The following is a 9264-nucleotide window of genomic DNA, read 5'->3' on the forward strand; positions in this document are numbered from 1 at the left end:
ACTTCAGGTGAAGCTGGACGACAGTCAGCCGTATCAGCCTTTTATCAACCTGTCTTTATCGCGTGACGGTATCTATGATCGTTTACCCGAAGGTATTTTCCATGAATTTTCACAGCAGCAGAAGGGCAGGCAAACCGGCACGGTGGAAATGGTGGCCCGTTATAAAAGACAGCAGCAGGAACAACAGCAGGCCCGCCGTTTTTTTCAACCGCTGGAGAATGAGTTTTTCCTGCAGCGCGTATTCCTGGAACGGAGGGAGAAGCATCTGTTGTTTGACGTGTTCGGGAAAGATGCCGATCAGCTGTTCCATGAATTCTGGGAGTTACCGGAAGGATTGCCCCGGGCTGCGGCCAACAGGCTGGTGAAATTGTTACCTTATATGCACCGTATTGCCGGCAATATACCAATGGTGAAGTTATGCCTGCAACTGGTGCTGGAACAGGACATAGATATTGTGTGGGACCGGCAACCCAAGGCAATGGTAGCCGGCAGCAGCGTACCGCTGGGAGAATGTACCCTGGGCATGGATACCATGGCAGGAGAAATCTTTTATACGGATATGCCCCGCATCGTAGTAACAGTAGGGCCGCTGCAACGGCAACGGATATACGACTATCTGCCGTGGCAGCCATATGGTAAGTTGCTGGAAACCTGCTATGGATACCTTTTCCCCTTTGACGCTGACGTGTCCACTGTACTGGAACCGCATGCTGATGAGAAGAAAGTTATCATGTCAGACAGGCAACCGGCGCAAGGTATTATGGGATATAATTTTTTCCTTTAAATTAATTGTCACAATGAAATGGGAACTATTTTTGCTCAACTGTTAACGCTTAAAAAAATGCCATATGTTAGAAACCCAAAAACCGAAAAACCTTGACATACCAGAAGAACTATGAGATACACAGCTAAATTCTACATTATGTTGGCCGGCGTAATGGCCATTGGCTCTATCATAGTGGCATTACTCAGCAGGTACATCAAGAACTTCAGCCTTTTCAAAAAGAAAGCCCTGTGGTATCTTGTCGGTGCAACGCTGATATTTGCCGTTATAGCTTCCATCCCTTTCCTGTTCACCCACCGCAACCTGATGAACCAGTACCTGTTCTATGAAGTATGGTTCCTGGGACTGGGTGTTGTTCACTGTCATTTCATGTATACACGCTTCTGGGCCAACGAAAACACACTCGGCTCAGAACTCGCCTTTATAGTTGCCATATGGCTCTTCGGCGGTGTCGGTTTCGTATTGGTGAACCGCTTCCTGGATAAAGAAGAATTCCTTTATTATCCCATGCTCACCAGTATGTTCTGCTTCGTATTGCCCACCTTCGTGTACAAAACATTCGAGCGGATGATGACAATACCCGTTAAAGTGCATAAATGGTGGCAATATCCGATGTATAAGGAGGTGCCGGAGGTCAATGACGACGATATGAGAGATCTCATCGTAATCGGCCTGGAAATGGAAAAAGCGCATGGCGACTACAGCCGTACCTACTTCCGCGCAAGAACGCCTATCAAAATGGATCTGGGCGATCTGTTTTATCACTTCATTAATGACTATAATGACCGTTATCCCAATACACCGATCGACTTTGTAGATAGCAACGGACAAGCATACGGATGGGTATTCCACCTCAAACCAAGGTGGTTTGGTGCCGCCACAAAAACGCTGGACCCCGACAAAGCCGTATTCATGAATGGCATCAAAGAAAACAGTGTGATTATCTGCAACAGAATTATGTTATCCTAAATGAAACGTTATGGCGGAGCCATTAAAACATTTTCCCGTTAACTGGGTAGACGGAATGAAGATAAAGAAACAGCATTTCATTGAAACTGAAAATGCAATGCTGGATCAGATACGCGATGCACTCTCAACCGGACTGCATGCACTCAACTACGGCCTCCTCGTACCCAAAGGAGATAACAAGGAAGCACTGCGTTGCTGGTTTGTAAGCGACAATCAGCATCAATGGCGCATCAAGCTCACGGAATGCCGCGCCGTAACACCCGGTGGTGGCCGCATTGAAATACCTGAGCATACCGTACATTCCCTGAAGTATGCCACCACTTTCCCGGAAGCTACTTACACATGGGATCCCAATCATACTGAATCGGTATACTACGTACTTATACAGGTGAATCCGTTTAACAGACAACCCAGCGGAGAACCTTTACTGGAAGAAGACCCGCCAAGATTGCCTTACGCAACGCCTGAATATAGTCTTTATGTAGTGCCCGCCTCGCAATTGCCACAGGGCCAGCTGGGCAGCTACCAGATGGCGCTTGCCAAGATCACTGTACCAGATGGTCGCCCGCAGATGGAAGACGATTATATTCCGCCTTGCAGTATCGTCAGCGCGCATCCCGCACTGATAGATCTCTTTCATGAACTGGATCAGTTCCTCGGACAAATGGAACTGTACGGCGTGCACATCGTACAGAAGATATATGGCCGCAACCAGAATAATGACCTCGCATTAGTAGTATTATATACCACCGAAAAGATGGTACAGTTCCTCAGTACCCGCATCACACAGTTCCGCTGGCTGGCCCTGAATCAACCACCGGCACAGATGCTCGAAGTCATTGCAGGACTTGCACGTACCATGAAGAATGCGATCGATCTACGCGCCGGCGCTGGTAAGGAAGAGCTGCTCAATTATCTCTCTGAATGGTGCGAGCTACGCCAGGGTGAGCTGGAAAACCTGATGGTCAACTGCGCTAATATCCGTTACAAACACCTGGATGTAAGAGAATGCCTGCAACCGATGATACCTTTTGTAAGGGCTGTAAGTAAATTGTTTGAAAGCCTCAGCAGGCTTGATTATATTGGCCGCAAGCAAGACAGCAACATCTTTGTGAAAGAAGAATCGGCAGAAGACTCAGAATACCTGAAGAAACATAAAACCAAAAGATGGTTCTTCACTGACTGATGTTAATCATCCGAGAAAATATACTTCACTACTAGTTTTAAACCGCTGAAAGCCACGCGCCAACAGCAAAAATGAAGATCCAACATGCAAGTATTGAACAGACAGGAGAGAAATATTTCCTTTATGTGGTTCCTGTTATTTTTTGTTATAACTGTATCACTTTTTGTACTGGCTGTATTTTTTAATTACCAGGTACCTGCAAGAGAGAATGCCGCGCTGCGTAAAGAACTTAGCACTTTTCGCCAGGAGCAAGCGTTTCAGGCTGAGTTTCTGCAAAAGCTCGATAAGGTAAGGCATAACCTTGATTCCATTAATACCCCCAATCAGAATGCAAGCTATATAGAAAACGTGGTTGCTGCCGTACTATTAGATATGCGAAATTCTATCCCCAAAGATGTAACGCATTATGGCTTCTATGATAATGTCATTAACAACTGTTTGTCACTGCTGCAGTCCAAACAGCAGCTGCGTGAAGCACAAAACTCCCAGCAGACTATTGCAAACCTGAAGGAGCAGGTTGCCTCACTTACCAGTAAACTGGATATTACAAGCCGTGAACTGGATAACTACAAAATGATGTTACAGACAAGACCGCACTGAGGCCGCAGCCGTGTATTTTACCCATCATTAACTATTTAAACATCATTATATTTTTTATTTGTTAACGTGGGAAAATTTATCATTAGGAATCTTGACTAAAATCAAATTAAACCCTAAATTTGAAGTTCATACTTTATACTTTTTTAATTGGTTTTATTCTTTATTGTAACCTTAAAATTTAACCCACATGTCCTTCAAATCAATTCTCGAAGTTGGTGGTGAGAAGTACAACGTTCAACACGTTGCTTATGATCTCAACCAGGAGACAGATGCTACAGGCCGCCCCTCAGCAATTACGCGTGGCGGACGCATCAAAATGACCGTAGAGTCAACAGGTAAAACAGAGCTCTTCGAATGGATGGTAAACAACTTTGAAAGAAAAGATGGTACCATCACGTTCTACAAAAGAGACACAGATTCCAAACTGAAATCTTTGGAATTCAAAGAAGGTTACCTGGTTAGGTTCGAAGAGTCTTTCGACTACAAGAGCGATAACCCAATGGTAATCACCTTCACCATTTCTGCCCGTGAAATTAGCATGGGTAACGCCAAGCATGTTAATGAGTGGGTGTGATAACTCCCGAACATCATTTAATGCAAAAAGGGACCTTCGTAAGAAGGCCCCTTTTTTGTTTCAGTTCTATACCGATGAGAGATATAAAACTAGTTATCAATGGTTATGCATGTTCATTGTAATAAGTCACCGGCGTCGGATTCAGTGTCAGGTTCTGACGTTGATGCCAGTAAGGATAGATAGTCGGCGTTTCACTCGCCTGATCCAGTTTCTTCACCTGTTCAGCAGTAAGATTCCAACCCACAGCCTCCAGGTTTTGTTTTAATTGCTCTTCTGTGCGTGCACCAATAATAATATTCGATACGGTTGGCTTTTGCAGCAACCAGTTGATAGAAATCTGTGCAGGTGATTTACCCGTTTCTGCAGCAATTTCATCCAGCGTATCTGTAATACGGTAAAATACTTCATCGGGGATTACTGCCTGCGGAACGGGACTACCACCCTGAGCTACACGACCATCCTGCGGAACAGGTTTATTACGTCCATATCTTCCGCTCAAACGCCCCGCCGCCAACGGACTCCAGATAATAGCGCCTACTTTCTGATCAATGCCCAGCGGCATCAGTTCCCATTCATATTCCCGGTTTAACAAAGAATAATATACCTGGTGAGCCACGTATTTATTCCATCCATGTTTTTCAGATATGGCCAGCGATTTCATCAGATGCCATCCTGAAAAATTGGAGCTGGCGATATAACGAACCTTCCCGCTCTGAATGAGATCATCCAACGTTCTCAATGTTTCTTCTACTGGTGTGTTACCATCAAAACCATGCATATGGTATATATCGATGTAATCTGTATTGAGACGTTTTAAACTGCCTTCAACCTGCTTTAACAGATGAAGCCTGGAAGACCCCTGGTTATTAGGCGCATCGCCAAACGTGAAAGTAGCTTTTGTGGAGATCAGCACTTTATCGCGCTGCTTTCCTTCCAACGTTTTTCCAAGTATCTCTTCTGAAATCCCATTGGAATAAACATCTGCAGTATCAAACAAATTTACGCCCGCATCCAGGCAGAGATTAATCATGCGGCTCGCTTCTTCCACCTGCGTGCTTCCCCATGCTTTGAAGAAATCCCCACTGCCGCCAAATGTAGCAGTACCAAAGCTTAACACCGGAACAAATAATCCTGAGGCCCCCAATTGTCTATACTCCATTGTATACTTTTTATGTCATTATCAAAATACTACGCAAAGATCAACATATTACAGTTGAAATATGTTGTACAATTAAAGGAAAATACTGTACTAATGATAGAAAAGGAACGGTCCCGCCACATCTGGCAAGACCGTTCCTATGATAACGTTTCTTTGTTTACGATAAGGTAATCCAGTCGCCCTGTTCGGGAATGAAGCAGGAGAGCTGTTGTGCATTCACCGCAACAGCAAGCGCTTCGCGGGTGAGGAAGCAATGATTAACAGCGCCCATATGCACTGCAATCACTTTTGTACGGGCAGTGTGATTGATTACATTTATAACATCATTGGCTGTCATCGTGATGGGATCACCTGTTACAAACTGGGCTGCGCCTGCGTTTACAACAGTATAAGTGGGCTTGTAGGTGTCTAGTGTATTCATTACTTCTCCACACCAGATCGTGTCGCCGGCAATATACAGGCTGTTTTGTCCGTCATTCAATACAAAACCTGATACAGGCGCCATTTTCCTCCCAATCTCGCCGGTGCCGTGCTGTCCGCCGGTACGGTGCATGGAAATGCCTTCCCATGTGAGCGTATCGTTCACGGGAATCACCTGTGTGAAGCCCTGGCCTTTGATCTTTTCTTCATCTTCAGGTTGACAGAAAAGAGTAATATTTTTAGGCAGTAACTCTTGTGCAGCTGCATCCCAGTGATCGCGGTGTGTATGCGTTACAATCACCGCATCAAGCGCAGCGAGCACGGTCTGCAAAGCGGCTGGCGTCAGCGGTAGCTCCGAGGTTGGATTACGTATTTCATTGGCTGTATTGGCAACAGGATCGTAGCTGCCTTTTGCACCCAGTAAGGGATCCACGAGTATCCGTTTATTATTCCATTCTATCAGTAAGGTTGCGTTACGCAGAAATTGTATTCGCATGGCAGGAAAATTTAGATAACGGGGATGAATATACGCACTAATCATCTACTATACGTGTACTGCCCACCAGATCCAAAGAATATATACAGGCTGAAAAAGGAGACGGCTCGAGGTATACCAGCTACTTGCAGGCAGCCCGCCGGGAGCAGGCAGCTTCTTCACGGCTACACGTATATTGGCAGGAAACATCATGACCAGCAGGATGATCAGGCCAGTGGCCGCATACTGTTGCATGCCGGGTATCAGCAGCCCTGCGCCCAGTAATATCTCCAGTACGCCGCTTCCCAGCACCAGCAGGCGTGGAAACGGCAGCATGCCTTCCACCATATAAGTGAGCTTGTCAGGTTTGGCGAGATGAAAGTAACCAATCAGCATGAACATAACAGCAGCGGCTATACGTGCATCGTGCTGCAATACCTGGAGAAATGGAATATGAAAAACGTAACCTATGCCCAGCATTAATAATCCTATGCAGCATAGCCCGGAAAGAAAAGCCATAAGTATGATGTTTTTTTGATGATACAAAGGTCATCAACTTCCGGCAGTTCTCATCATAACAAATGTTAGGTAATGGTCAGGAACGGATATTCTTGCGGATACGGCTAAGGCTTTCAGGCTCTATCCCCAGGAAGGATGCAATTTGTTTGATGGAGATGTACTGCACTACTTCCGGATGCTCCGCCAGCAGCTGAAGGTATCGCTCTTGTGCGCTGTATTGAAGGAAAGACAGCTCCCGCTGATATTTACGGAGGTATTGTTGCTCTGCAACGGCTCTGCCCATCCGTTCGCATATATGGCAGGTATCATACAACCCGTGTATATCGTCATGATAGAATGCATACCCAGTTACATCGCCAATGGCTTGCAGACCCACTTCGGCAGGCGCCTGCCTGATAAAGGATGCATAAGAGGAAGTGAAGTTACCAGGAAAAGCAAAGTCCAGGCTGATGTCTTTGTCGTTATACATCAGGCATGCGCGGACGATGCCTGATGTAATATAAAAGATAGCATCGGCTACTTTACCGGGTTGCGACAAATATTCACCCGCGGCGAAGCCCACCGGATGAAGGATCTTGCTGAACTGGGGCCAGGATTGCCGGCTTTCCGGTACCATCGTTTCCAGTTGTTGTTGCATCGTATCCAGGTTGTACATGTTAGGTTTTTCGCAGTTTAATAGACTGTACAAAGTGGTGATGACCTTTCTCCAGTATCAGGCCGGCACGGTAGCGTGTAGGTGCAATATTCTGTTCGAGATTAGGTTTGTTGATGTCTTCCCAGATCTGTGTAGCCAGTTCCAGCGTCGCAGCATCAGAGAGATGTGCATAACGGTGAAAAAATGATTCAGGGTTCTGGAAGGCTGTTTTGCGCAATGATTCAAAACGCGCGATATACCATTTTCGGATATCCTTCTCCGATGCATCCACATAGATGGAAAAATCGAAAAAATCGGACACAAATACAGCCGGATCTTTCTGCTGCTGGCGTGGTTTTACCTGTAATACATTCACCCCTTCCACGATCACAATGTCTGGTTGTTCTATCCATTGCAGCTGACCATGCAGCACATCATATTCGAGGTGGGAGTAGAGCGGTGCGGCTACTTTTTCTTTGCCGGATTTTACGTCTGCAAGGAAATGTATCAGCCGTTTGATATCATAGCTTTCAGGGAATCCTTTCCTGTTCATGATATTAGTGGATTCCAGTACCTTGTTTGGATACAGGAAACCGTCGGTGGTAACCAGGTCTACGCGCGGATGATTAGGCCAGGCCTGCAATAGTTTTTGTAATACGCGGGCGGTGGTACTTTTACCTACGGCCACACTACCCGCAATACCAATGATATATGGAACTTTCAACGCCTGGCTGCTGAGGAAGCTACTGGTCGCCAGGTGCAGTTGCTGGGAAGAAGTTACATACAAATGAAGCAAATGTGCCAGCGGGAGATATACCTGTGATATTTCTTCCTGTGTCAATGGTTCGTTCATGCCATGCAATTGTTCCAGGTCATAGTCATGAAGTTGCAGCATAGCATCACCACTCCTTTCAGCCCACTCTTTGCGGGAGAAAGAGATATAGGGAGTGTAGTGGTCGCGTTTCAGTGATGTGGTCATTATCAGAAATTACAGATTAAATTTTGGGATTTTGGGATTTCGGGATTTCGGGATTTTGGAATTTTAAATGCTGCGAATACCAGCATTATTAAAAACAATCCTTGCTGATCATCGCATAAATTAAAATTCCAAAATCCCGAAATTCCAAAATTTAAAAATATTTTATTGTTGGATATACACCGTTTTTACATTCAAAAATTCATGTGTGCCTTCCATTGATAACTCCCTGCCATAGCCGGATTGCTTAACACCTCCGAAGGGGAGGCGTGCATCCGAGCGAACCATCGCATTGATGAACACATTGCCGCTTTCTATCTGTGTGGCAAGGCGTGCAGCTTTGTCAAGGTCGCTGGTCCAGAGGGCAGCGCCGAGGCCGAATGGTGTTTCGTTGGCCAGCGCAATAGCATCCTGTTCGTCAGCCGCTTCAATGATGACAGCCAATGGACCGAATGTTTCCTCTTTAAAGGCGGTCATATCCCTGGTTACCCCGCTGAGCAGGGTGGGCGCAAAGTTACATCCTTCAAAGGTTCCACCCAATTCCAGCTTTGCCCCCTGGTTGATACTCTCCTGCAGCTGCCGGCCCAGGTCTTCTGCGAGGTCGGGGCGGGCCATAGGCCCCATGTTGGTATTGTCATCCGTAGGGTCTCCCTGTTTGAGAGCGCTTAATATGCGGCGCACTTCTTCTGTAAAAGCGGGGACTACTCCTTTTTCAACGATCCAGCGTTTGGCGGCGATGCAAGATTGGCCTGCATTCTGCATTCTTCCTCTTACAGCGGTTTTGGCAGCCGCTTCGAGATCTGCATCTTTCAGAATGATGAACGGATCGCTGCCGCCCAGTTCGAGTACTGTTTTCTTGATGTACTTGCCGGCCAGCGCAGCTACACTTTTCCCGGCGGGTGTGCTGCCGGTGAGCGTAACGCCCTGTACACGCGGATCTGCAATGATTGGCTCTATATCTTTTGAAG

11 protein-coding genes are annotated in these 9264 nt (G+C 46.2%); 5 read left to right on the top strand and 6 right to left on the bottom strand.

Features of this window, described 5'->3' with window-relative positions:
- The 5 genes from VM802_RS27285 to tssD form a co-directional block, all read left to right on the top strand.
- Positions 1-784 (top strand): hypothetical protein (locus VM802_RS27285; RefSeq protein ID WP_325536726.1); only part of this gene is annotated, 784 nt, incomplete at its 5' end.
- 111 nt (positions 785-895) lie between these two features.
- Positions 896-1753 carry a TssN family type VI secretion system protein gene (locus tag VM802_RS27290; protein ID WP_325536728.1) on the top strand — a complete coding sequence of 286 codons (858 nt, stop codon included), beginning with the start codon at positions 896-898 and terminating at the stop codon, positions 1751-1753.
- Between the two features lie 10 nt (positions 1754-1763).
- Complete coding sequence (locus tag VM802_RS27295) at positions 1764-2939, top strand: hypothetical protein (RefSeq protein ID WP_325536730.1); 1176 nt, start codon at positions 1764-1766, stop codon at positions 2937-2939.
- Positions 2940-3023: 84 nt separating this feature from the next.
- Positions 3024-3539, top strand: a complete 516-nt coding sequence (tssO, locus tag VM802_RS27300; RefSeq protein ID WP_325536732.1) for a type VI secretion system TssO — start codon at positions 3024-3026, stop codon at positions 3537-3539.
- Positions 3540-3726: 187 nt separating this feature from the next.
- The gene (tssD, locus tag VM802_RS27305; RefSeq protein ID WP_325536734.1) at positions 3727-4113 is read left to right on the top strand and encodes a type VI secretion system tube protein TssD; all 387 of its coding nucleotides are present in this window, start codon (positions 3727-3729) and stop codon (positions 4111-4113) included.
- 103 nt (positions 4114-4216) lie between these two features.
- On the opposite strand, the gene VM802_RS27310 is transcribed toward tssD, so the two are convergent.
- The 6 genes from VM802_RS27310 to VM802_RS27335 all read right to left on the bottom strand — a co-directional run.
- The gene (locus tag VM802_RS27310) at positions 4217-5272 is read right to left on the bottom strand and encodes an aldo/keto reductase (protein WP_325536736.1); all 1056 of its coding nucleotides are present in this window, start codon (positions 5270-5272) and stop codon (positions 4217-4219) included.
- A gap of 157 nt (positions 5273-5429) precedes the next feature.
- Positions 5430-6188 carry an MBL fold metallo-hydrolase gene (locus VM802_RS27315; protein WP_325536738.1) on the bottom strand — a complete coding sequence of 253 codons (759 nt, stop codon included), beginning with the start codon at positions 6186-6188 and terminating at the stop codon, positions 5430-5432.
- Positions 6189-6236: 48 nt separating this feature from the next.
- On the bottom strand, positions 6237-6686 hold the full coding sequence (locus tag VM802_RS27320) for a DoxX family protein (RefSeq protein WP_325536740.1): 450 nt from the start codon (positions 6684-6686) through the stop codon (positions 6237-6239).
- A 76-nt stretch (positions 6687-6762) separates the two neighbouring features.
- Positions 6763-7341 (bottom strand): Crp/Fnr family transcriptional regulator, encoded by a 579-nt coding sequence (locus VM802_RS27325; RefSeq protein ID WP_325536742.1) that lies wholly within the window; start codon positions 7339-7341, stop codon positions 6763-6765.
- Position 7342: 1 nt separating this feature from the next.
- Positions 7343-8299 (bottom strand): type I pantothenate kinase, encoded by a 957-nt coding sequence (gene coaA / locus VM802_RS27330; protein ID WP_325536744.1) that lies wholly within the window; start codon positions 8297-8299, stop codon positions 7343-7345.
- 162 nt (positions 8300-8461) lie between these two features.
- On the bottom strand, positions 8462-9264 hold an 803-nt coding region (locus VM802_RS27335; RefSeq protein ID WP_325536746.1), incomplete at its 5' end, for an aldehyde dehydrogenase family protein.

The organism is Chitinophaga sp., from assembly GCF_035538455.1.
Classification (GTDB): domain Bacteria; phylum Bacteroidota; class Bacteroidia; order Chitinophagales; family Chitinophagaceae; genus Chitinophaga.